The 23,152-nt window shown below is 70.9% G+C and carries 20 protein-coding genes; 12 read left to right on the forward strand and 8 right to left on the reverse strand.

Annotation, left to right across the window (positions count from 1 at the left end; all coding sequences use genetic code 11):
- Positions 1 to 12: 12 nt before the first annotated feature.
- Positions 13 to 789 (forward strand): class I SAM-dependent methyltransferase, encoded by a 777-nt coding sequence (locus tag CGL27_RS31500; RefSeq protein WP_078643549.1) that lies wholly within the window; start codon positions 13 to 15, stop codon positions 787 to 789.
- Between the two features lie 76 nt (positions 790 to 865).
- Here the strand turns inward: CGL27_RS31500 and CGL27_RS31505 are convergent, their stop codons facing one another.
- Genes CGL27_RS31505 through CGL27_RS31515 form a run of 3 tightly spaced genes read right to left on the reverse strand, consistent with a single transcriptional unit; the run spans position 866 to position 3,562 of the window.
- A complete protein-coding gene (locus CGL27_RS31505; RefSeq protein ID WP_059147812.1) occupies positions 866 to 1,618 on the reverse strand; it encodes an amino acid ABC transporter ATP-binding protein in 753 nt (250 codons plus the stop codon).
- Positions 1,619 to 1,623: 5 nt separating this feature from the next.
- Positions 1,624 to 2,565 (reverse strand): amino acid ABC transporter permease, encoded by a 942-nt coding sequence (locus CGL27_RS31510; RefSeq protein ID WP_078643551.1) that lies wholly within the window; start codon positions 2,563 to 2,565, stop codon positions 1,624 to 1,626.
- Between the two features lie 43 nt (positions 2,566 to 2,608).
- Positions 2,609 to 3,562 carry an ABC transporter substrate-binding protein gene (locus CGL27_RS31515; RefSeq protein WP_078643552.1) on the reverse strand — a complete coding sequence of 318 codons (954 nt, stop codon included), beginning with the start codon at positions 3,560 to 3,562 and terminating at the stop codon, positions 2,609 to 2,611.
- Between the two features lie 508 nt (positions 3,563 to 4,070).
- Here CGL27_RS31515 and CGL27_RS31520 point away from each other — a divergent pair.
- Both CGL27_RS31520 and CGL27_RS31525 read left to right on the forward strand, forming a co-directional pair.
- Entirely contained in the window at positions 4,071 to 5,303 is a 1,233-nt protein-coding gene (locus CGL27_RS31520; RefSeq protein ID WP_119991439.1) for an NADP-dependent malic enzyme, read from the forward strand.
- A gap of 177 nt (positions 5,304 to 5,480) precedes the next feature.
- Positions 5,481 to 6,443 (forward strand): zinc-binding dehydrogenase, encoded by a 963-nt coding sequence (locus CGL27_RS31525; RefSeq protein ID WP_119991440.1) that lies wholly within the window; start codon positions 5,481 to 5,483, stop codon positions 6,441 to 6,443.
- Between the two features lie 147 nt (positions 6,444 to 6,590).
- Here CGL27_RS31525 and CGL27_RS31530 read toward each other — a convergent pair whose 3' ends face one another.
- The 3 genes from CGL27_RS31530 to CGL27_RS31540 all read right to left on the reverse strand — a co-directional run bounded on the left by CGL27_RS31530 (position 6,591) and on the right by CGL27_RS31540 (position 9,562).
- Complete coding sequence (locus CGL27_RS31530) at positions 6,591 to 7,385, reverse strand: antibiotic biosynthesis monooxygenase (RefSeq protein ID WP_119991441.1); 795 nt, start codon at positions 7,383 to 7,385, stop codon at positions 6,591 to 6,593.
- Between the two features lie 183 nt (positions 7,386 to 7,568).
- Complete coding sequence (locus CGL27_RS31535; RefSeq protein WP_119991442.1) at positions 7,569 to 8,681, reverse strand: PadR family transcriptional regulator; 1,113 nt, start codon at positions 8,679 to 8,681, stop codon at positions 7,569 to 7,571.
- On the reverse strand, positions 8,681 to 9,562 hold the full coding sequence (locus CGL27_RS31540) for a DUF4097 family beta strand repeat-containing protein (protein ID WP_119991443.1): 882 nt from the start codon (positions 9,560 to 9,562) through the stop codon (positions 8,681 to 8,683). The genes CGL27_RS31535 and CGL27_RS31540 overlap by 1 nt, the downstream gene beginning before the upstream one ends.
- A 385-nt stretch (positions 9,563 to 9,947) precedes the next feature.
- Between CGL27_RS31540 and CGL27_RS31545 the strand changes: the two genes are divergently transcribed.
- From CGL27_RS31545 to CGL27_RS31555, 3 genes are all read left to right on the forward strand, one after another.
- Entirely contained in the window at positions 9,948 to 12,797 is a 2,850-nt protein-coding gene (locus CGL27_RS31545) for a non-ribosomal peptide synthetase (RefSeq protein WP_119991444.1), read from the forward strand.
- A 76-nt stretch (positions 12,798 to 12,873) separates the two neighbouring features.
- Positions 12,874 to 13,818 (forward strand): NAD(P)-dependent oxidoreductase, encoded by a 945-nt coding sequence (locus tag CGL27_RS31550; RefSeq protein ID WP_119991445.1) that lies wholly within the window; start codon positions 12,874 to 12,876, stop codon positions 13,816 to 13,818.
- Between the two features lie 15 nt (positions 13,819 to 13,833).
- Positions 13,834 to 14,232, forward strand: a complete 399-nt coding sequence (locus CGL27_RS31555; protein ID WP_119991446.1) for a nuclear transport factor 2 family protein — start codon at positions 13,834 to 13,836, stop codon at positions 14,230 to 14,232.
- A gap of 106 nt (positions 14,233 to 14,338) precedes the next feature.
- On the opposite strand, the gene CGL27_RS31560 is transcribed toward CGL27_RS31555, so the two are convergent.
- Complete coding sequence (locus tag CGL27_RS31560; RefSeq protein ID WP_240450705.1) at positions 14,339 to 14,959, reverse strand: malonic semialdehyde reductase; 621 nt, start codon at positions 14,957 to 14,959, stop codon at positions 14,339 to 14,341.
- 148 nt (positions 14,960 to 15,107) lie between these two features.
- On the opposite strand from CGL27_RS31560, the gene CGL27_RS31565 reads away from it, so the two are divergent.
- Positions 15,108 to 15,791, forward strand: a complete 684-nt coding sequence (locus CGL27_RS31565) for a TetR/AcrR family transcriptional regulator (protein ID WP_119991447.1) — start codon at positions 15,108 to 15,110, stop codon at positions 15,789 to 15,791.
- Positions 15,792 to 15,813: 22 nt separating this feature from the next.
- Positions 15,814 to 16,629: an AfsR/SARP family transcriptional regulator gene (locus CGL27_RS31570; RefSeq protein WP_119991448.1), complete on the forward strand. Its 816-nt coding sequence runs from the start codon at positions 15,814 to 15,816 to the stop codon at positions 16,627 to 16,629.
- Between the two features lie 60 nt (positions 16,630 to 16,689).
- Here the strand turns inward: CGL27_RS31570 and CGL27_RS31575 are convergent, their stop codons facing one another.
- Positions 16,690 to 16,872, reverse strand: a complete 183-nt coding sequence (locus CGL27_RS31575) for a DUF6104 family protein (protein WP_119991449.1) — start codon at positions 16,870 to 16,872, stop codon at positions 16,690 to 16,692.
- Between the two features lie 126 nt (positions 16,873 to 16,998).
- On the opposite strand from CGL27_RS31575, the gene CGL27_RS31580 reads away from it, so the two are divergent.
- The 4 genes from CGL27_RS31580 (at position 16,999) to fxsT (ending at position 23,120) form a co-directional block, all read left to right on the forward strand.
- On the forward strand, positions 16,999 to 17,769 hold the full coding sequence (locus CGL27_RS31580) for an SDR family oxidoreductase (protein ID WP_119991450.1): 771 nt from the start codon (positions 16,999 to 17,001) through the stop codon (positions 17,767 to 17,769).
- A 79-nt stretch (positions 17,770 to 17,848) separates the two neighbouring features.
- Entirely contained in the window at positions 17,849 to 18,925 is a 1,077-nt protein-coding gene (locus CGL27_RS31585) for an IS630 family transposase (RefSeq protein WP_162953290.1), read from the forward strand.
- 300 nt (positions 18,926 to 19,225) lie between these two features.
- A complete protein-coding gene (locus CGL27_RS31590) occupies positions 19,226 to 19,606 on the forward strand; it encodes a MerR family transcriptional regulator (protein WP_078643571.1) in 381 nt (126 codons plus the stop codon).
- A 208-nt stretch (positions 19,607 to 19,814) separates the two neighbouring features.
- Complete coding sequence (gene fxsT, locus CGL27_RS31595; RefSeq protein ID WP_119991451.1) at positions 19,815 to 23,120, forward strand: FxSxx-COOH system tetratricopeptide repeat protein; 3,306 nt, start codon at positions 19,815 to 19,817, stop codon at positions 23,118 to 23,120.
- The last annotated feature ends 32 nt before the right edge of the window (positions 23,121 to 23,152 follow it).

Consider the following 23,152-nt stretch of genomic DNA (forward strand, 5'->3'; position numbering starts at 1 on the left):
TGGAGGAGCTCGATGACGGACACCGTCGCCGTGGCGGACTGGCAGGCGTGGCAGCGGAGCTGGGACCGGCAGCAGGAGTGGTACCTCCCCGATCGTGAGGAGCGGTTCCGGGTGATGCTCGACGCGGTCGAGGCCGTCGTCGGCCCGGAGCCGAGGATCCTCGACCTCGCGTGCGGCACGGGCAGTATCTCGGACCGGGCGCTGCGCCGGTTCCCGGGCGCCACCAGCACCGGCGTGGACCTCGACCCCGCGCTGCTGACGATCGCCCGCGGCCACCTCGCGGCCGAGCCGCGCGCCGAGTTCGTGACCGCCGATCTGCGCGACCCCGGGTGGACCGGGCGGCTGCCGCACCGTACGTACGACGCCGTCCTGACCGCCACGGCGCTCCACTGGCTGCGCTCGGACGAGCTGCGGGTGCTGTACGGGCAGATCGCGGGCGTCGTACGGGAGGGCGGGGTGTTCCTCAACGCGGACCATATGCCCGATCCCGCCACGCCCCGGCTAAACGCCGCCGACCACGCGTTCCAGAAGGAGCGGCAGGCCCGGGCCCAGGCCGAGGGCGCGCAGGACTGGGCCCAGTGGTGGCAGGCCGCGGCACGGGACGAGGTGCTGGCCGGGCCGGTGGCCGAGCGGTTCACGATCTTCGGTAATCCGGCCGACGGCGACCACGCGGACGGGGAGACACAGTCCGTCGCCTGGCATGCCGAGGCGCTGCGCGAGGGGGGCTTCGGGGAGGCACGGGCCGTATGGTGCTCGCCCTCGGACGCGATGGTGCTCGGGCTGAAGTGACCACCTGAGCGGCGGGCCAACGGCGCGAGGGCGGTACGGGCACCTGCCCGTACCGCCCTCGCGGCCGTGACAGCGGCTACAGCACCTTGGAGAGGAACGACTTCGTCCGCTCATGCCGCGGATTGGTCAGCACCTCACGGGGGTGCCCGGACTCCACCACCACGCCGTCGTCCATGAAGACGACCGAGTCCCCGACCTCGCGGGCGAAGCCCATCTCATGCGTGACGACGATCATCGTCATGCCGTCCTCCGCGAGCCCGCGCATCACATCGAGCACATCGCCCACCAGCTCCGGGTCGAGCGCCGAGGTGGGCTCGTCGAAGAGCATCAGCTTCGGCTCCATCGCCAGCGCCCGCGCGATCGCGACGCGCTGCTGCTGGCCGCCGGAGAGCTGGGAGGGGTAGTTGGCCGCCTTGTCGGCGAGGCCCACCCGGTCCAGCAGCTTCAGCGCGCGCTCCCGCGCGACCGCCTTGGTCTCGCGCTTGACCTGGACCGGCGCCTCGATCACGTTCTCCAGCGCGGTCATGTGCGGGAAGAGGTTGAAGCGCTGGAAGACCATGCCGATGTCGCGCCGCTTCTCGGCGACCTCGCGGTCCTTGAGCTCGTAGAGCTTGTCGCCCTTCTGGCGGTAGCCGACCAGGTCGCCGTCGACGTACAGCCGCCCGGAGTTGATCTTCTCCAGGTGGTTGATGCAGCGCAGGAAGGTGGACTTGCCGGAGCCGGACGGGCCGATCAGGCAGAACACCTCGCGCGGCGCGACCTCGAGGTCGATGCCCTTGAGGACCTGTACCGGGCCGAAGGACTTGTGGACGCCTTCGGCCTTCACCATGGCGGTCATGCGCCGACACCTCCGGAGCGGTTGCTGAAGGAGAGCAGATTGGCCCGGACCCGCTGCAGCGGGGTGGCCGGCAGGCTGCGGCTCGAGCCGCGCGCGTAGTACCGCTCCAGGTAGTACTGGCCCACGCTCAGGACGGAGGTGAGGATCAGGTACCAGGCGGCCGCCAGGAAGAGCATCTCCGCCGTGGCACCGGAGTTCTGGCCGACCTCGGAGGTGGCCTGCAGCAGATCCCAGTACTGCACCGCGATCACCAGCGAGGTGGTCTTGAGCATGTTGATGAACTCATTGCCCGTCGGCGGCACGATCACCCGCATCGCCTGCGGCAGCACCACCCGGCGCAGCGTCTTGGCGTGGCTCATGCCGAGCGCCTGGGCGGCCTCGGACTGACCCTCGTCGACCGACTGGAGGCCCGCCCGGCAGATCTCGGCCATGTACGCGGCCTCGTTCAGCCCCAGACCCAGCAGGGCGGCCAGGAACGGGGTCATGAAGTCCGACCACTCGTCCTTGTAGATCGGCATGATGTTGATGTAGTCGAACACCAGGCCGAGGTTGAACCAGACCAGCAGCTGCACATAGACCGGGGTGCCGCGGAAGAACCAGATATAGCCCCAGGCGATGGAGGCGGTCACCGGGTTCTTCGACAGCCGCATCACGGCGAGGATGATGCCGAGGACCACGCCGAGCACCATCGAGAGGATGGTGATCCAGACGGTGTTGCGGACGCCCCTGAGGACCTCGCCGTCGAAGAAGTAGTCCGGGATGGCGTCCCAGTTCACATCGCCGCGGGCGAAGGCGGAGATGAGCAGGAAGAGCACGGCGATGGTGATGACCGCGGAGACCCAGCGGCCGTAGTGCCGCACCGGGATGGCCTTGATGTTCTCCGGCGCCGGCGTCGGCGGGGCGTCGGCCGGATCCGCCTTTTCGATCTTCTGTGTCACGGATGGTGCCTTTCAGCGCGAGCGCGGACGGGGGAGGGCCGGATCACTTGCCGCCGTTGATGATGGCCTTGGTGACCGCGCCTTCCTTGACGCCCCACTTCGCGATGATCTTGTCGTAGTCGCCGTTCGCGATGATCAGGGCGAGGGCCTGCTTGATGGCATCGCGTAGCTGGGTGTTCTTCTTGGCGATGGCCATGCCGTACGGGGCCGCCTCCACCTGGTCGCCGACGAGCTCGAAGTCCTTGCCGCCGCCGGAGGTCTTCACCGCGTACGCGGCGACCGGGAAGTCGCTGGAGCCGGCGATGGCGCCACCGCCGCGCAGCCGGGTCTGGGCCTCGGTGTCATTGCCGAACGCCTCGACCGAGATCTTGCCCTTGCCGTTCTTCTGGCAGGTCTTCGACTGGGCCTTGGCCAGGTCGTGGGAGACGGTGCCGCGCTGCACGACGATCTTCTTGCCGCACAGGTCGTCCCACGTCTTGATCCCCGTGTTGGCGCCCTTCTTGGTGTAGATGGAGACACCCGCGGTGAAGTAGTCGACGAAGTCGACGCCCTCGCCCGCCTTCTTGCCGGTGTCCGGGTCGACACCCTCCTGGCGGCCCTTGTTGTCGGTCATGGCCGACATGGCGATGTCGTATCGCTTGGAGCGCAGGCCCGAGAGCAGGGTGTCGAAGGTGCCGTTGTTGAACTCGAACTTCACCCCGAGCTGCTTGCCAAGAGCGTCGGCGATGTCCGGGTCGATGCCCATGACCTCGCCGTTCTTCTTGAACTCGACCGGCGGATAGTTGATGTCCGAGCCGACCTTGATCACCTTGGCGCTCTGGATCTCCTTGGGGAGCTGGTTGAAGAGCGGGGCCGCGTTGGTGTTCGACCCACCGGTGGCCTTGTCGGTCTGATCGCCGCAGCCCGTCAGCAGCAAGGCGCCTGCCACCGCTATCGCGCCGACGGAGGCCATCCGGGACTTCAGGGTGGCCCCACGGGGCGTGAAGCTGGCGGTCATGCTGGTTCCTCCGGCAGGGTGAGGGGGCGAGATCTGGGGAACACGTTTGTGGGTGTCGCGATCTCGTGTGATTGGGGCATCTTGTCATCGGACAGGCCCGTGCGGGCCGCTGGCCATGTCAAAATCGGATAACGGGCGATCCCCGTGGTGCACAACCGGACAGCGGCACCGGCCGGACAGCGGCGGCCGGAGACGCGGGGCGGGCTCATGATCACGCGGAGAACAGCGCGTGACGGAGGCATGGACTTTCCCTAGAGATTCGCCCGCCTCCAGCCTTAATGCCCGGTTTTCCGGCGTCATCGCACCAGAACTCGCTCGTCGCTCGACGCGCGCTTCAGGTAGAACAGACGGCACCCCTCACCCGGGGCTCAGGGCGTGTGTGCGACGCGCCCGGCGTTCGTACCCAGACCCATGCGGTGGTCATCCGCTGAATGGGACGACGCGGTGCCCGCCCGCTCCGAACCTGGGGCGGATACCCTCGACAGAAAAACGACAAAGGGGTCAAACAGTGGCAGCGGAGATGGTCAATCCTCGCAGCGACAGCACAAGCGGCAGTGGTGAAGGAGCCGACGGCGTGACGGGCGAAGAGCCCTTCGATCCGGCTTTCGCCCTGCACCGCGGCGGCAAGATGGCCGTCCAGGCGACCGTGCCCGTGCGCAACCGGGACGACCTGTCCCTCGCGTACACACCGGGCGTGGCCAAGGTCTGCAGCGCCATCGCCGAGCAGCCCGAGCTCGTCCACGACTACACCTGGAAGTCCCAGGTCGTCGCCGTGGTGACGGACGGCAGCGCGGTGCTGGGGCTCGGCGACATCGGCCCGGAGGCGTCCCTCCCGGTCATGGAGGGCAAGGCGATCCTCTTCAAGCAGTTCGGCGGTGTGGACGCGGTGCCGATCGCGCTCGACTGCCGGGACGTGGACGAGATCGTGGAGACCGTCGCCCGGCTCGCGCCCTCGTTCGGTGGCGTCAATCTGGAGGACATCTCCGCGCCCCGCTGCTTCGAGATCGAGCGCAAGCTCCAGGAGCGGGTCGACATCCCGATCTTCCATGACGACCAGCACGGCACGGCGGTGGTCACCCTCGCCGCGCTGCGCAACGCCGCCAGGCTGACGGACCGCGCGCTGGGCCGGCTGCGCGCCGTCATCTCCGGCGCCGGTGCCGCCGGTGTGGCCATCGCCCGGATCCTCACCGAGGCGGGCATCGGCGATGTCGCCGTGTGCGACCGCAAGGGCGTCGTCTCCCAGGACCGCGAGGACCTCACCGACGTCAAGCGCGAGCTGGCCGGGTTCACCAACAAGGCCGGGCTCACCGGATCCCTGGAGGCCGCGCTGGACGGCGCCGACGTCTTCATCGGCGTCAGCGGCGGCACGGTGCCGGAGGACGCGGTGGCGAAGATGGCGTCGGGCGCCTTCATCTTCGCGATGGCCAACCCCAACCCGGAGATCCACCCGGACGTCGCCCACCGGTACGCGGCCGTGGTCGCCACCGGGCGCAGCGACTTCCCCAACCAGATCAACAACGTCCTCGCCTTCCCCGGCATCTTCGCGGGCGCCCTCCAGGTCCGCGCCTCCCGGATCACCGAGGGCATGAAGCTCGCGGCCGCCGAGGCGCTGGCCGCGGTGGTGGCCGATGAGCTGAGCGCGGACAAGGTCATCCCCTCGCCGTTCGACGACCGGGTCGCCCCCGCCGTGACCGCGGCCGTCGCCGCGGCCGCCCGTGCGGAGGGCGTCGCCCGCCGCTGACGCCCGCCAGGGCCCAGGTGTCATCGCGCGCCGGGCCATCGCGGACTGTGCCATCACGGGCCGGTCCGCCCCTCAGCCGGAGGGGCGGACCGGCCCGTGGGCTTGTGCGCGGTGGGCGAGCGGGGTCACACCGTGGCGTGGTTCCGTGGGGTCGCCGGGCGGCCTAAGGTCGGGATCATGTTCGCTGCCTATGCCGCACGTATCGACCGTGACCAGCCGCTGAGCGGCCTCGAACTGGGGGAGCGCCCCGAGCCGCAGGCCCGGCCCGGCTGGACGACCGTGAACGTCAAGGCCGCCTCGCTCAACCACCACGACCTGTGGTCACTGCGCGGTGTGGGCCTCGGCGAGGAGTCGCTTCCGATGATCCTCGGCTGCGACGCGGCCGGGATCGACGAGGACGGCAACGAGGTCGTCCTCCACTCCGTCATCGGCCAGAGCGGACACGGCGTCGGCCCGAAGGAGCCCCGCACCATCCTCACCGAGCGCTACCAGGGCACCTTCGCCGAGAAGGTGACCGTCCCCAGCTGGAATCTGCTGCCCAAGCCCAAGGAGCTCTCCTTCGAGGAGGCCGCCTGCCTGCCCACCGCCTGGCTGACCGCGTACCGCATGCTGTTCACCAACGCGGGGGTGCGCCCCGGCGACAGCGTCCTGGTCCAGGGCGCCGGCGGCGGTGTGGCCACCGCCGCGATCGTGCTCGGCGCGGCCGCCGGGCTGCGGATGCTGGCCACCAGCCGTGACGAGGCCAAGCGGGCCCGCGCCGTCGAGCTGGGCGCCGAGAGCGCGCACGAACCGGGGGAGCGGCTGCCGCGCCGAGTGGACGCCGTGATCGAGACGGTGGGCGCCGCGACCTGGTCGCATTCGGTGAAGTCCCTCAAGCCCGGCGGCACCCTGGTGATTTCGGGCGCCACCAGCGGCCCCAACCCGAAGGCCACCGAGCTCAACCGGATCTTCTTCCTGGAGCTGAAGGTCGTCGGCTCCACGATGGGCGGGAAGGACGAGCTGGAGGACCTGCTGAGCTTCTGCGCCGCCCGCGGCGTACGACCGGTGATCGACTCGGTGCTGCCGCTGGACCGGGCCCGTGAGGGGTTCGAGAAGATGGCGGGCGGCGATCTGTTCGGCAAGGTCGTATTGACGGTCTGAATACCGTGCCGCCCTCCACGGCCGCAATGAGGGCCGGGGATTCGCGAGGGAATTCGAACAGACCCGGTGGATCCGGTCCGCGCCGAGAAGGCGGCGAGAGGGCGGCGAGCATATGCCGGAGGCTTGGCGCGAAGCCCGCGCGATGATCTACCGGGTCTCGCGCTCCGGCGAATTCGCGGAATTCCGCGACGATGACGCCGACGGCGGTACGAAGCTCCGCCGGAAGCGATAGGAGCGGGACGAGGAACCCACCAGACCGGGGAAGTCGCGCACCCGGTCCCAGACGGACGAGCCGCCGCCGCGCGGCCCATCGGCCGCCATCGCCGCCTCGTACGTCTCCGCGCCGGTCCAGTGGGCGTAGTTGAGCACCCGGGCGCGGTCGGTGCTCAGATGGCGCTCGCCGTCGACGATCAGATGGAAGTCGGCGGAGATCAGGCCGGGGTCGGGCTCGTTCTCCAGAGCCTCGATGACCAGGTCGGTCCAGGACCGGCGGAGCTCGGGATCGGGGGCGTCGAAGTCGATCTCGACGACGACGATCAGCCCGGGGGCCGACCCGGGGTCCGGCGTATCGCTCTGGGCGGCCGGTGCCTGGAAGCCGCGGTAGTAGCGGTAGGAGGAAAGGCCGAGCCGCTTGAGGTCGGGGACCGCGCTGTCGATCTCGTCGTTGCGCTCCTGGCGGTGGGTCCGGAAGAAGGCGTGGTACGCGGCCTCACCGGCCCACTGGGAGTGGTGCATCAGCGTATCGCCGTCCGTACCCGCGTAGACGTTGTAGGAGAGCAGCTCGGGTGCCGGCCAGGGGCGGCTGTCCCAGGTGGCGGCGATGGCGTCGACCGCGGCCCGCTGCCGTTCCGGCGTGCCCACGCTCCAGGTGCTGAACAGCGCGGCACCCACATCGGGCCGGGTGAGATCGGGCAGCGGGCCGGAGCCGGGAAGGGCGGACATGACGGTCTCCTCGCGGTCGGGAAGAGCTGAGAAGGAAAAGGGGATCGGGGTCGGAGGGGCGCCCCCCGTGGTGCGCCCCTCCGACCCCGATCCTGGAACTTCAACCGCGGTTGAGGTCAAGCGGTGGACGGAAGCCGTCCTGAGTGGGACGGAAGCCGGTCCTGAGCGAGATGGAGGCCGGGCCTATGCCTGGTCACCTCGGAGCAGCGCGGTGATGCGCGCCGCGGTCGCCCCCAGATGATGGCGGGCGTCGGCCAGTTGGGCGTCCGTCACCCCGTGGTCGCGGGCCGCGTCGCGGATGTCGTCGCGGAACCGGTCGAGCAGCCGTTCCAGATCGCGGGCCGGGGCGTCCGAGGGGGTGAAGTCCCTGGCCCACTCGGGCTCCCGCACTCCGGCCGCGCCGCTGCCGCCGCCGGTCGGCTTCTCCTCCTTGCCGCCGCCCTCCGGCTTGGTCATGTCCATCCGCTCGACCTTGGTTTCCGGCCCGGACGTCTCGTCGTCCCAGCCCCAGCCCCAGTCCGAGCGCGAGCTGCCCTGGCGGGAGATCCGGCTCATCCCGCGCGACACCTCGGCGAGCCCCTCGCGCACCGCCTGCTGCCAGTCGCCCGCCCGGATGTGCTCCTGCGTCTGCTCCTGGACCCGCCGGGCGATCCGCTGGACCTCCTCGCGCGCGAAGTCCTGTGCGTCCTTGGCCTGCTTACGGGCGCGCTGGGCGTCCTGCCGGGCCCGCCGGCTCTCCTCCTTCGCCCGGCGCGCCTGCTCCTTCCACTCCTCCTTCGCGCGCCGCATGTCCTCCTTCGCCTGCCGCCAGGTCTCCTTGTCGCCCCAGGACCCCTCCCACGGGCCGTGCTTGTCCTGGGCGCCGCCGGTGCCGCCGGTGCCGCCGGTGCCGCCGGTGCCGCCGGAGGAGCGGGCCTGCTGGGCCGCCTCCCGCATCTCCCGCCGCAGATCGCTCGCGGAGCCGCGGACGTCCTCCCGGATCTCGGCGGCGAGTTCGGCGACCGACTCGCGGATCTCCAGCTCCAGATCGGCCAGCTCACCGCTGCGGTCGGCCAGTTCGGCGCGTCCGGCGTCGGTGATGGAGTAGACCTTGCGGCCGCCCTCGGTGGAGTGGGTCACCAGGCCCTCGGCCTCCAGCTTGGCCAGCCGCGGATAGACGGTGCCCGCCGAGGGCGCGTACAGCCCCTGGAACCGCTCCTCCAGCAGACGGATGACCTCATAGCCGTGGCGCGGCGCCTCGTCGAGCAGCTTGAGCAGATACAGGCGCAGTCGGCCGTGGGCGAATACGGGGGGCATCAGAGGACCTTTCCCTGGGTGCCGTCGGTGGTGTCCGTGTCGTCCTCGGACGGCGGACGGCGCAGCAGCGCGATGGCGCCCGAGACGGTGGTGGCCTTGAGGCTGCCATTGCCCGCGCCGAGCCGCCCGGTGATCCTCCCCCAGCTACCCCTGGGGGTGCCCCCCGCTCCCCACTGGCCGCTGACCCGCAGATCGTCGAAGGCGTTGGAGACCGAGCCGCTGGCCGTGTTGGCCTCGATCTCGGCGTCGGCGGGGTGCGGCAGCCGGATGGCGATCTCGCCGGAGACGGTGGTGAGGCCGATGTCGGAGCACTTCGGGACGGGGGCGAGGTCGAGCACCATGTCGCCACTGACCGATTCGGCCCGTACCAGGGGCCCGGAGCCCTCGATGACGGTGAGGTCGCCGGAGACGGAGTGGAACCGCAGATCGCCGGTGACGGCCTGCGCCTCGACCCGGCCGGAGACGGTCTCGGCCCGCACCGGCCCGGTCAGCCCGAGCAGGGTGAAGTCGCCGGAGACGCCGCGCAGTTCGGCGCGGCCGGCCAGCCCGGAGACCACGGCGGAGCCCCCGATCACGCCGACCGTGGCGCTGGTGCCGACGGGCACGGTGAGGGTGACATGGGCGGTGCGGTTCCACTGCCCGAGCCACTTGCGGAAGCCCTTCCAGGAGAGGTCGTCGTAGCCCACGCTCAGGGTGCCGTCGACGTGGGAGACCTTCAGCGCCGGGCCGTCGATCTCCGAGACCTCGAGGCGGGCGGGACCATTGCCGGTGCCGACCACATTGACGGTGCCGCCCGCGATACGGACGTCGAGGGCCGACACCGGGTCGTCGAAGGTGAGCTTCTGTGGCGCGGTGATCGACCACTGTGATCCGGCTGACATCCCTGGCCTCCCCTGACTGGACGTGCGAGGCGTCACGGCGACGCAACATATCGTGTCTCTGCTGAACACGATATATCGCGGTCCTGCGGAGTCAAGCCCGGGTCGGCGCCGGCCCGGGAGGGTGGCGCTCGGCTGCCGCCCGCCCCGGCGGCGTCCGCTTCCGGTGTGCCCGCGCACCTGCGCACAATCGCGCGAGCCGGTGACGGATGCATGGTGCAGCCATCGTTCTCTGCGGACCACATCACCCTTCTTCGAGAAAATCCTCCTCCCCGGGAATTCCCCGCTGGAGTCTCGCTAGAGCACTGGTAGAGCGTCATGGAGACAAATGTTTGGGACTGTTACCTTCGTGGCCTCGGAATCGGGAAGGAAGAGGGCCGTGGGGGGAATGACGTCACAACCCTTGAATACCTCGGCACCAGAGGAAGGCCCGGAGCCGCTCTCGGTTGCCCAGTTGCTGTTGCGGGCGGCGCGCGACCACGCCCATTCGGGAGTGCGCTATCTGGTCGGGCCCGCTGCGAGTGAATCCGTGCGGCAGTCCTACCCGGAACTTCTGGAATCGGCGCTCGACCTCCTCTCCGCACTCCGCGGCCGGGGATTGCGGCCGCGGGACACGGTGGCCCTGCTGCTGGACCGCCAGCCGGAATTCCTGACCGCTCTCTGGGCCTGTCTGCTGGGCGGCTTCGTGCCCTGCCCGATGGTGCCCATCTCCGGCGACCCGGCCCGCTGGACGGCCCAACTCGCCCATGTCAACCGGCTGTTGGACGGTCCCTTGCTGGTGACCACCGAGGCGACGCGCGCCGAGCTGCCGACGGTGCCCGGACTCGCGGTGGCCGTGGTGGAGGAGCTGCGGGACGAGGCCGCGGACCCCTCCGGAGCCGAGCGCGGGCAGCCGCCCGCCGTGCACTCCGCGGCCCCGGAGGACCTCGCCCTGCTGGTGCTGACCTCCGGCTCCACCGGGAATTCCAAGGCGGTCACGCTCACCCATGGAAATATCCTGGCGTCGATGGCCGGAAAGGCGGGGAAACAACAGATCACCGCCGCCGACACCACCTTCAACTGGATTTCCTACGACCATGTGGCCGCGCTCTTGGAAGCGCATATGCTGCCGTTGTACGTGGGCGCCGAGCAATTGCATGCGGAAGCCGCGGTCATTCTCGAGGAGCCGCTGCGGTTCCTCCGGATAATCTCCCGCCACAAGGTCACGATGACCTTTACGCCGAACTTCCTCCTCGGTCCGCTCAATTCCTCCGCCCATGAGATAGCGGAGGAGATATCGGCGGGCGGTGAAGGGCTCGATCTCAGCGCGCTGCGCCATATCGTCAGCGGTGGTGAGGCGAATGTCGTCGCGACCGGTGAGGCATTCCTCGCCCATTACGCTCCGTACGGACTGCGGGCGGGAGCCCTCTGGCCCGCCTTCGGCATGACCGAGACCTGCGCCGGATCCATCTACAACCGGGCGTTCCCGGTCACCGACGTGGGCCAGGAGTTCGCCAACCTCGGCACCCCCGTCGAGGGGCTGCGGATCCGGGTCGCCGACGACGACCACCGGGCGCTGCCCGCGGGCGAGATCGGCGAGCTGCAGCTCAGCGGGCCGATGATCACCACCGGCTACTACCACGACGAGGCGGCCACCGAGGCGGCGTTCACCCCCGACGGCTGGTTCCGCAGCGGCGATCTGGGCCGGATCGACGAGGGCCGGCTGACCCTCGTCGGGCGCAGCAAGGACAGCGTCATCGTCAATGGCGTCAACTACTTCAGCCATGAGATCGAGGCCGCCCTGGAGCAGCTCGACGATGTCGCGAGCGGCTTTGTGGCGGCGTTCCCGACCCGCCGCCCCGGCAGCGACACCGAGCAGCTCGTCATCGCCGTCAGCCCGGAACCGGCGGACGACGACGAGGCCGGGCTGCACCGCATGATCACCGCGGTGCGCTCCACCGTCGTGATCCACTGGGGCTTTCGGCCCTTCCTCATCCTGCCGCTGCCCAAGGACGCCTTCCCCAAGACCAGCCTCGGCAAGACGCTGCGCCGACGCATGCGTCACCGTCTGGAGTCCGGCGGATTCGACGACGTCATCGAGCGGGTCGCGGAGCTGACCACCCGCCGGCTCGGCGGCCACACCCCGCCCGAGGGCGAGACCGAGCGAATCCTCGCCGAGATCTACGCCGAGATGTTCGACACCGCCCCCGAGCGCATCAGCGCCACCGCCGGCTTCTTCGACCTCGGCGGTACCTCGCTGGACATCCTGCGGCTGCGGCGCCAGGTCCACCGGCGCCTGGGCGTCGCGGACCTGCCGGTCATCACGGTGCTCACGGCGCCTTCGGTGCGGCAGCTCGCCGCCCGGCTCGGTGACGGCGGCACGCCCGACGCCGCGGTGTACGACCCGGTCGTACCGCTGCAGACCGGCGGCGAGAAGACCCCGCTGTTCTGTGTCCACCCCGGCGTCGGCGAGGTGCTGGTCTTCGTCAACCTCGCCAAGTACTTCGTCGGCGACCGGCCGTTCTACGCGCTGCGCGCCCGTGGCTTCAACGAGCACGAGAAGCCCTTCACCAGCTTCGAGGAGATGGTGGAGTGCTATGTGGAGGCCATCCGCGCCCGCCAGCCGCACGGCCCCTACGCCGTCGCCGGCTACTCCTACGGCGGCGCCGTGGCCTTCGAGATCGCCAAGGCGCTCGAGGCCCAGGGCGAGCGGGTCGACTTCGTCGGCAGCTTCAACCTCCCGCCGCATATCAAGTACCGCATGGAGGAGCTCGACTTCGTCGAGACCGCGACCAACCTCGCCTTCTTCCTCGACCTGATCAACAAGAAGCAGTCGCTCGACCTCCCCGCCGAGCTGCGCCCCCTGCCCCAGGCGGAGCAGCTCGCGCATCTGCTGCGGATCGCCCCGCGGGGCCGGCTGGACGAACTCGACCTGGACCTCGACACGTTCAGCGCCTGGGCGGAGCTGGCCCACGGCCTCACCACCCTGGGCCGCGACTACCACCCCAGCGGCACCACCCGGTCCATGACGGTCTTCTACGCGATCCCGCTGCGCGGCACCAAGGAGGACTGGCTGGCGAACGAGCTGCGCCGGTGGGACGAGCACACCACGGAGCCGAACCGGTATCTGGACGTACCCGGTGAGCACTACACACTGATGGGCCCGCGGCATGTCGCGGCCTTCCAGGCGGTTCTGCGCAGGGAACTCGACCATGCGCTGGGCGACGCCGACCGGGCCCGGACCGCGGGCCAGGGATAGGCCCGACGGGGCCAGGCAGCGGCCCGACCGGGCCAGGCAGCGGCCCGACCGGGCCAGGCACAAGGAGAAGAGCAGGGTGGAAGGCAAGAAGATCCTGGTCACCGGGGGCACCGGGCAGGTCGCCCGGCCGGTGGCCGAGGCGCTGGCCGAGCGCAATGAGGTGTGGTGCCTTGGCCGGTTCGGCACCCCCGGTGTCGAGAAGGAGCTGAACGACCAGGGGATCACCACATTCCGCTGGGACATGAACGACCTGGGCGCGGCGGCGTACGAGGGGCTGCCGGACGACTTCACCCATGTCTTCCACTCGGCGGTGCGCCGCGGTGAGGACGGCGACGTCAACGCGGCCATCGAGGTCAACTCGGTGGCCACCGGCCGGCTGATGTCCCACTGCCGGCGGGCGGAGGCGTTCCTCTTCGTCTCCACCGGAGCGCTCTACAAGCGGCAGACCCTCGACCACGCGTACACGGAGGACGACCCCGTCGACGGGGTGGCCGACTGGCTGCCCGCCTACCCGGTGGGCAAGATCGCCGCCGAGGGCGCGGTACGGGCGTTCGCCCAGGTGCTGAACCTGCCGACGACCATCGCCCGGCTCAACATCGCCTACGGCCCCGGCGGCTACGGCGGGGTGCCGATGCTCTACTTCAAGCGGATGCTCGCGGGCGAGCCGATACCGGTGCCCATGGAGGGCCAGAACTGGTGCTCGCTCCTCCACACCGACGATCTCGTCGCCCACGTCCCTCATCTGTGGAAGGCCGCCTCGGCCCCGGCCACGCTGGTCAACTGGGGTGGGGACGAGGCGGTCGGGATGACCGACTGCGTGCGCCATCTGGAGGAGCTCACCGGGGTGCGGGCCCGGCTCGTGCCCAGCGAGGTCACCCGTGAGACCTATCAATTCGACCCCACCCGGCGGCGCGAGATCACCGGCCCCTGCCGGGTGCCGTGGCGCGAGGGCGTGCGGCGTACGCTCCAGGCGCTCCACCCCGAGCACCTTCCGTCCGAGTCGCGGCACAGCGCCGTCTGAGGAGTGGCGACCACCATGGCATCAGCGAACATCGAGGCCATTCGCGCCTCCTACGCGGGTTTCCGCGACCGCGACATCGAGGGGATCCTGTCGGGCATGCACCCCGATGTGGAGTGGGTCCATCCGGAGGGGATGGCCAAGTACGGGCTCGGCGGAACCAAGCTGGGCCATGCGGGGATCAAGGACTTCCTCGCCCATGTGCCGACCGTGCTGGGCGGGATGAGGCTCGCGCCGCGGGAGTTCATCGAACAGGGCGACCGGATCGTGGTGTTCGGCACCCGTGAGGTGACCTCGCGCCGCGGTACGACCGTGACCCTGGACTTCGTCCACTCGTGGACGATGCGGGACGGCAAGGCGGCGAGGATGGAGGACATCTTCGACACCGTGGCGTTCCATGAACTGATCGAGAGCTGAGCCGAGACCGCTCACCGCTCATGGGGTCCCCTGGCCCCCACCGGCCCGCCCGCTCCCGCGCCCCTCGGCGCGGTGAAGCGGGCGGCCGACTCTCCCGGCGGAGGTCTCAGACGGTGCGCACGACCTCCTCGTACTCCAGCCGCGGCAGCCGGCCCATCCAGGCGTCCGGACCCGGCTTGCCGATGTTGACCACACAGACCGCCGCGTGCCGCCCGTCCTCGAAGAACTCCTTGGAGACGGCCGCGTGGTCGAAGCCGATCATGGGCCCGGCGGCGAGCCCCGCGGCGCGCACGCCCAGGATGAAGTAGCCCACCTGCAGCGCGGTGTTGAAGCGTGCCGACGCCTCCCGCATGCCGGGGTCGGCGAAGAACTGCTGCGGGTTCTCCATGAACGGCACCAGCCGCGGCAGCTCCTCATGGAAGTCCAGGTCCGCGGCGAGCACCGCGACCAGCGGGGCCTTGGCCGTCTTCTCCTGGTTACGCCCCGTCATATGCCCCACCAGCCGGGCGCGCGCCTCCTCCGAGCGCACCAGGACCACCCGGAGCGGCTGCTGGTTCATCGAGGTGGGCGCGTACTTGACCAGCTCGTGGATCGCGCGGACCTGCTCGTCCGTCACCGGCTCGTCGGTGAAGGTGTTGGCCGTGCGGGCCTCCAGGAACAGCTGCCGCTGCGCCTCCGGCGCCAGGGTGAGGGGGCTCAGGGCCCCGCTGCTCTCCGGTGCGCTCATGGGAGCTCTCCTTGTGAAGCGGTGCGGAAACGGCATGATCTGCCGATGAATTAATTGGACTGGACGGGCTAGTCCATTGCAGTAAACGAAGGCTAGACTCACACGTCCATCGAGGGCAAGACCGGCTCGGAGCGAGGAGGTTGGGCCGTTGCGGACGGACAGCGGTCCCCGGCGCAGCGCCGCGGGACGGCCCGCGGGCCCCCAGCCCGCCAAGCGGCAGGCGATATTGGAGGCGGCCGTGGCCGTCTTTCTGCGCGAGGGATACAACCGGGCGAGCGTGGACGTCATCGCGGACGAGGCCCGCGTGTCCAAGCAGACCGTCTACAACCACTTCGGCGACAAGGAACGGCTGTTCATCGCCGCCGTCGAGGAGGAACGGGAGCGGGTCGCGGCAGGATTCGCCGCCGGTTCCCCGGACGCTCCCGGACCGGACGGCACCGAGCCCGGCGAGGCGTACGACGACGGCGACGCCCGCACCGCGCTGATCCACTTCGGCCACCGGGTGCTCGCCGTACTCCTCGACGAACGGGCCTCCGCGCTGCGCCGCCTGGTCATCGCCGAGGTCGCCCGCCACCCCTCGCTGCGCCCCGCGTGTGCCGAGGGAGAGCCCCAGCAACTGGTGACCCACCTCGCCGAGCTGCTCGGCCGGCGCACCGGCCGCGGCGAGCTGACCGTGCCGGAACCGGCCACCGCCGCCCGCCAGTTCGTGGCCCTGATCGTCCAGCAGGGCCTCTACCAGTCGATGTACGGCACCTGCCCGCTCGCCGACGCGCAGGCCGCGGCCGTCTGCGAAAGCGCCGCCGACCTGCTCGTCCGTGCCTACCGCCCATGAAGCCCGAAGAGAGGTGCCACCCATGCGGGTGAGCGTGCTCGGACCGCTGACGCTCGGCCTCGGCGCCCGGTCCGGGGTGCCCAGCGCGATGAAGCCGCGCAAGGTCCTGTCCCTGCTGCTGCTCCACGCCGGCCGGATGGTGCCGGTGCAGTCGCTGATGGCCGAGCTGTGGGGCGATCATCCGCCGCGTACCGGGCTGACCACGCTGCAGACGTACATCCTGCATCTGCGCAAGCTGCTCGCCGAGGGGCTGGGGATGCCGTCGGCCGCCGTCACCCGGGATGTGCTCCAGACCCGGCCCGGGGGTTACGCCATGGTGGTGGGCCCGGGCCAGCTCGACGTCCATGAGTACCGCGCCCTCGTCGCCGAGGGCGAAGGCGCGCTGGAGGCCGGAGACGAGCGGACGGCGGACACCTCCTTCCGGCGGGCGCTGGCCCTGTGGCAGGGCCCGGCCCTGGTCGATGTCACCCCGCACGGCCGCCCGCTGCAGGCGGAGGTCGCCCGGCTGGAGCAGTCCCGGCTCACGGTCACCGAGCGCGGCATCGAGACCCGGCTGCGGCTCGGCGGCCATCTGGAGGTGCTGAGCGACCTCGCCTCGCTGGTCGTGGAGCACCGCTTCCACGAGGGCATGCACGGGCAGTACATGCTCGCCCTCCACCGCTCCGGCCAGCGCACCCGCGCCCTGACGGTCTACCAGCGGCTGCGGATGACGATGACGGAGGAGCTGGGGCTGGAACCCTCGGCGAAGCTGCAGCGGCTGCAGCAGGCGGTGCTGGTGTCCGACCCCCGGCTGGACCACGAGGCGGGGGCGCCGGGGCGCGGTCCGGTGGTGGCGTGAGGGGCGGCCGGTAGGGCCGCGTAGCGCCGAGGCGTCATCGCCTTCGGACGTCGTTCGCCCTCAGACGTCGTCGTCCTCCTCGTCGAGCCGGGCCAGCCAGGTCGCCAGCCGCTCCACCGGAACCTCGAAGTCCGGGTTCAGGTCGACGAACGTCCGAAGCTGCTCGGCGAGCCACTCGAAGGTGACCTCCTCGGCGCCGCGTCGCTGCTCCAGCTCCTCGATACCGCGATCGGTGAAGTACAAGGGTCGCTCCGGTAGGGATGGTGTGGATCTATCTGCCCAGGATATGCGGCGCCGCGGCCCGGTGAGCGACCCGAGGGCCGCCGGAGTTGACCTTGACGCATACGTCAATGTTTACGGTGCGTTGGCATGACAGACATGACAGCCGCACACTTCGACGGCACAGCGGCCATCGTCACCGGTGGGGGCACGGGGATCGGGCGGGCCGCCGCGCGGGCCTTCGCCGAGCAGGGTGCCCAGGTCCTGGTGGTCGGCCGGACGGCGGCCCGGCTCGCCGAGACGGCCGCCGACGCGCCGGGCATCCGGTCGCTGGTGGCCGACGTCGCGGCGCCCGGCGCCGCCGAACTGATCGTGAACACCGCGCTGGAGGCGTTCGGCCGGATCGACGTGCTGGTCAACAACGCCGCCGTGGTCCGGCAAGCGCCGCTCGGCGACATCCGGCGGGAAGCCGTGGAGGAGATGCTCGCCGTCAACCTGCTCGCGCCGGTGTACCTCACCGAGGCCGCCGTTCCGCATTTGAGCGAGAGCGCCGGTGTCGTGATCAACGTCAGTACGGCGATCGGCCAGCGCGGCTGGCCGATGCCCGGCACGGAGCTGTACGCCGCGCTGAAGGCCGCCCTGGACACCCTGACACGGAGCTGGGCGGTGCAACTCGCCCCGCGCGCAGTGCGCGTGGCCGGTGTGGCCCCCGGCCCCATCGCCACCTCGATCGGGCGGCACCAGGGGCTCGACACCGAGCAGATCGACGCCCTGCGGACGACGCTGATCGAGCACGTTCCGCTGCGGCGGCTCGGCCGGGTGGAAGAGGTCGCCTTCTGGATCACCCAGCTCGCCCGGCCCGAGGCGGGCTACACCACCGGCGTCGTCCTGCCCGTGGACGGCGGGGCGCTGGTGGGCTAGTGTCCTGCGCCGGTAGTTGATCGTTAGTAGTGGTGTGACTTCTGCTGCTGGTGCATCAGTTCCTCGTCGGGGCCCGAAGCTGGAGCCGTTGCTGCTCTGTGATGAGGAGCGGGCGGTGTTGGAGCGGTGGACGCGTCGGGCGACATCGGCCCAGGCTCTGGCCCTGCGCGCGCGGATTGTGCTGGCGTGTGCGGGGCCGGAGGTGCCGCCGATTGTGGCGGTTGCTCGGGATCTGCGGGTGAGTGCGGACACGGTCCGCAAGTGGCGGCGCCGGTTCCTCGCTGAGCGGCTGGATGGCCTGGCCGACGAGCCGCGGCCGGGCCGGCCGCCCACCATCAGCATCGATCAGGTGGAGGCGGTCGTGGTCACCACGCTGGAGGAGATCCCGAAGAACGCCACCCACTGGTCCCGTAGGTCGATGGCCGAGCACAGTGGCCTGTCGAAGTCGACCGTTGGCCGGATCTGGCGGAAGTTCCAGCTCAAGCCGCACCAGACAGACACCTTCAAGCTGTCGACGGACCCGTTGTTCGTGGAGAAGGTCTACGACGTCGTCGGCCTGTACTTCAACCCGCCCGAGGGCGCCATGGTGCTGTCGGTGGATGAGAAATCGCAGATCCAGGCTCTGGACCGGTCCCAGCCGGTGCTGCCGATAATGCCGGGCATGCCCGAGCGCCGGACCCATGATTACGTGCGCAACGGCCTGACCACCTTGTTCGCCGCGTTCGACGTCGCCACCGGCGAGGTCATCAGTGCTCTGCACCGTCGGCACCGGGCAGCGGAATTCAAGAAGTTCCTGATCAGGATCGACAAGGAGGTGCCCGCGCATCTCCAGGTCCATCTGATCTGTGACAACTACGGCACCCACAAGACCCCAGCGATCAGGACGTGGCTGGCCAAACACCCCCGCTTCCACATGCACTTCACCCCGACGGGCTCCTCCTGGATCAACCAGGTCGAGCGGTGGTTCGGCTTCCTGGCCGACCAGAAGATCCGCCGCGGCGCACACAAGAACGTCCAGACCCTTGAAGCCGACATCCGCACCTGGGTCAAGGACTGGAACGCAGACCCCAAGCCGTTCATCTGGACCAAGACCGCCGAGGAGATCCTCGAATCCCTCGCCCAATTCTGCCGACGGATCTCCGGCGCAGGACACTAGGGGATATCCGGCAGATCTTGACGCCCGCGGCGGGCCGCTCCCCTCCCCGCCCCTTCCCGCAACTGGGGCTCCGCCCCAGACCCCGGCCGGACGACCTGGACGGCGCGGGCGTCCGCCCGTTCACCGGCCGGCGGCTCGTCCACCGCGCCGCAGGTGGCGCGGTCGAGGCCCTGGCGGATGAGCTGATCGCGGCGGTGGTCGGCTCGTCGCCCCCGGGGTCCAGGGGCGGAGCCCCTGGTAGCGGGAAGGGGCGGGGAGGGGAAAGAACAGCCGGACCCCGTCCGCGAGTAGTGTCGCCGCATGCGGATAGGGGAGTTGGCGAAGGCCACCGGTGCCACCACCCGGGCCTTGCGCTTCTACGAGGAGCGAGGGCTGCTGAGCTCCACACGCGCGGTCAACGGCTACCGGATCTACGACGAGCGGGCGATCCAGCGGGTGGCCAACATCCGCTATCTGCTGGACGCCGGGCTCACGCTGGAGGACATCGAGCACTTCGGCGCCTGCCTGGACGGCGACCTGCCCAGCAGCCGCCCCTCCGAGGCCATGCTGAACGTCGGGCGCCGCCGCCTGAGCGTGCTGGACGACCGGATCGCCACCCTCGCGCGGGTGCGCGAGGAGCTCGCCGAGCGGCTGGCCATCGCCTCCGGCGACCGGGCCGCGGTCACCACGTCGTCCGGCTGAGCAGCCAGGACACCAGCGCGCGTACGGCGCCGGAGAGCATGGCGGCGGTGAGCGTGAGGAGGGCGGGGCGGCGGCGGTTCGGCATCGTTGACCTGCTTTCGTGAAACCGGCCAAGGCGCCGGGGGTACGTTTCACGATGTGCGGGCTCTGGGGCGTTGCGGCAGCCCGCACACGTTGCAGAGCGGCCGCAACGGGGGAGGGGCGACCCATGGAGGACGGACTCGTCGGCGGGGAGCTGGTGCCGGAGCCGGGGGCGGCGCGGCGGATCGGGGATCTGAAGCCGATCCCCGAGCAGGTGAGACCCGAGTGCCGGGCGCTGGCCGAGAGCCTGCGGGAGCTGTTCGGCGCGGTCGGGGTGTCGCTGCGGGTCTTCGCCGTACGGCTGCACTACGACGCCGGGACCGTCTCGCGCTATCTGAACGGGACCGTGGTGCCGCCCGCCGAGTTCGTGGACCAGCTCCTCACCCATGCCGCCAAGGCCACCGGACGGCCGTCCTCGACCGAGGTGATGGCCCATGTGCACACCCTGCAACGCCGGGCGTTGCAGGCCACCAACAAGGTCGGCTGGGAGCTTCAGCGGCTGCGCGACCAGCTCGCCGACGCCGACCGGCAGCGCCAGCAGGCCGAGGTGCGGGCGGAGGCGCTCTCGGAGGCGTTGCTGGTGCGGAAACAGCGCATCGCCGAGATGGAGGTCGAGCAGCGGCGGATCGTGGTCGCGGCGGCGGACCGCGGGGCCCGGAGCACGGAACTGGAGCGCCTGCGGCAGGAGCGCGAGGACTTGACGGCCGAACGGGACCGGCTGCGGGAAGAAGTCGCCCGCCTGCAGGACGCGTTGACCCAGGCCCGGCGGCAGGCGCTGGACGCCGAGCGACGGTGCGAGGCGCTGGAACACCAACTGCAGACGGAGGAGGAGGCGGCCGGAGCGAAGGCCGACGCCGAGGACCCGGTGTCGCACCGGCTGTGGCTGGCCGAGGAGCAGGTCATCGCCGCGGAGGAGCGGGCCCGGCGGCTCGAAGGGGAGCTGGCGGCGTTACGGGGCGGCGACGCCGACCCCGGCGGCCGGACACCGGTGGACGCCGGGCAGGTTCCCGACGTCTGGGGCGGTGTGCCGCGCCGCAATCCGCGGTTCACCGGGCGGGACGCGCTGCTCACCGAGGTGTACGACCGCCTGGACGCCGCCCCCGCCGACACCGCCGTGGTCGCCCTCGTCGGGCCGCCGGGCATCGGCAAGTCTCAGCTCGCCGCAGAGTACGCCCACCGCTTCGCCGCCCGGTACGACGTCGTCTGGTGGGTCACCGTGGACGGGCGGCCCGCGCTGGAGGCGCGGCTCGCGGCGCTCGCCCCCGTGCTGGTGAGGGTTCTCGGGGAGGTCGGCGTCCGTCAGGACGGGAAGGACGCGGATCTGGCCCGCGCCGCGCTGGAGGCGCTGCGCCGGGGCGATCCGTACCGGCGCTGGCTGATCGTCCTGGACGACGCCGACGACCCGGAGGGCATCGTCGGCCTGCTGCCCGCCGGGGGCGGCCATGTGCTGATCACCTCGCGCAACCGGGCCTGGGCCGACCACTACGCCGAGCTGCTGGAGGTCCCGCCGCTGAACCGGACGGAGAGCGTCGCCCTCGTACGCCGCCGGGCGCCGCGCATCGGTCCGCAGGACGCGGACCGGCTGGCGGCGGCCGTCGAGGACCTGCCGCTGGCGCTGGACCAGACCGCGGGCTGGCTGGACGGCGCCTCCACACCCGTCGCCGAGTACGTGCGCATGGTGCGTGACGGTGAGCCCAACCCGGTACGGCCCGCCGCCGATTACCCGATGCCGTACCACGCCGCCTTCAAGGACCTGATCAACCGGCTGCGGGAGACCACGAAGGCGGCGGCCGAACTGCTGCGCGTGTGCGCCCTGTTCGGCCCCGGCCCGGTGCCGCTCGCCCTGCTGCGGGCCATCCCGGCGGGTCAGGTCTCCCCGGCGGTGGCGGCGCTCCTGGAGAACCCCAGCCAACTGGAGCTGGCCATCGGCAAGCTGGCCCAGTGGTCCGTGATGCGGCGGTCGACGCTGGAGGACGAGGCGGTCTGGATGAGCCGCTTCGTACGGGACGCGGTGCGGCGGCGGACCCCGGAGGACAAGCGGGAGAAGGACGCCCGGGTCGTCCGCGGCGCCCTCGTCGCGGCCGATCCGCGAAGCCCGGACGACCCGGCGGCGTGGCCGCGCTACGCCCGGCTCGTGCCGTACCTGGAGCAGTCGGGCGCGCTGGAGTCATCGGACGCCGCCTCGCGTCGGCTGGTCCTCGGCTTCCTCGGCTACCTGACCCTGAGCGGCGACTACGAGACGGGCAGGCACATCGCGGAACGCGCGGCGGGCGACTATCCGGACCTGGCCGCGCGCCGCGCCGCGCTGCTGCGCGAGACCGGGGACTACGCCGCCGCCGAGGCGTTGGACCGGTCGGTGCTGAAGGGTCTGGGCGGGTCCGACGCGCCGGGCGCCCTCGTCGCGATGGCCCGGCTCGGCACCGATCTGCGGGGCCTGGCCCGCTACGACGAGGCGTACGAACTGGCACGCCAGCAGCGCGACCTGTGCGCCGACAGACGTCCGGAGGACGGAGCGGAGCCGCGGAACGCCCAGCGCAGCCTGTCCCGCTCGCTGCGGATGCTCGGCTCCTACGCCGAGGCCGCTGAGCTGTCCGGGCGGGCGCTGGAGAGCGCGCGTGCGGTGCTGGGCCCAACGGCGCTGGTGACGCTGGCGTGCGAGACGGAACTCGCGTACGACCTGCGGCTCTCCGGCCGTCACCGGGACGCCTTGGAGCTTCAGGCGCCCAGCGTCGATCGGCACGTCGCGGTGCTGGGCACCGAGCATCCGCTGACCCTGACCGCGCTGTACCACCTGTGGAGGTGTGACTGGGAGGGCGATATCGACATCCATGCCCTGTCGCATCGGGCGACGCGTCTGCTGGGCGAGGACGCTCCGTTGACGCTGATGATCGCGACAGGGGTGGCCCGAGCCCTCCGGTGCCAGGGCGACCTGGAGCGGGCAGCGAGCGTCGCCGAGGAGACCTCGGCCGGTTACTCGGCCGCTCTGGGGACCCGGCATCCGTACACCATCGGTGCCTGGGCGAACGAGGCGCTCACCCTGGGCACCGACGACAAGGCACGGGTTGGGGAATCGCTGCTCACGGGCATGGCCCACGCTGTCGGCGAGCGCCATCCCTGGACGCTGGGCGTCGCGCTCAACACCGCAGCCACGTACTACGCCATGGGAGAACTGGCGGATGCCTGCGTGCTGAGCCGGAGTACAGCGTCGCAGGCCGCCGAGGCACTGGGCGAACGGCATCCGCTCACCCTGCTGGCCCAGGTCGGGCTGGCCGCGGATCTGCGGGTGATCCGTGGCGGACGCGACGAGGCGGATGTGATCGAGGAGGTGGCCCTGGGCGGCCTGGATGCCGTCCTGGGGCCGGACCACCCCCGTACCGTGGCGGCCCGCAATCGCACCCGCCCCACCTGGGACTTCGAGCCCCTGCCCATCTGACACGGCCGAACGGCCGGAAGGCCCGGCCCCGC

This window comes from Streptomyces sp. 11-1-2, assembly GCF_003595545.1.
Classification (GTDB): Bacteria; Actinomycetota; Actinomycetes; order Streptomycetales; family Streptomycetaceae; genus Streptomyces; species Streptomyces hygroscopicus_B.